Here is a 216-nt window from a genome sequence, read left to right as displayed (position 1 = left end):
GATCGTGCTAGCATTGCTCTTGGCAATGTTATTCTGTCCTGCAGAACCACCGACGGGAGAAAAAAATGGTTGAATTTGCTTGGATGGTGCTAATCTTAATTGTTGTGGTGTTCGGCGGCTTGTATTGGCTAGAACGCTGGAAGAAGAAGCATACCCACTGATTTTCTCTCCCACTAAATTCTTTCGCATCTCCGCGCGGATTGGATCATTTTTTAC

At 44.9% G+C, this 216-nt stretch carries 1 protein-coding gene; it reads right to left on the bottom strand.

All coding sequences use genetic code 11. The features are described from left to right. Positions 1-216 (bottom strand): hypothetical protein (locus tag L0M85_RS10000; protein ID WP_238656959.1); only part of this gene is annotated, 216 nt, incomplete at both ends.

The organism is Streptococcus sp. DFI.7.26 (genome assembly GCF_022240605.1).
Classification (GTDB): Bacteria; Bacillota; Bacilli; order Lactobacillales; family Streptococcaceae; genus Streptococcus; species Streptococcus xiaochunlingii.
The sequence above is the reverse complement of the archived record's forward strand: the minus strand, read 5'-3'. Positions and strand labels throughout refer to the sequence as shown.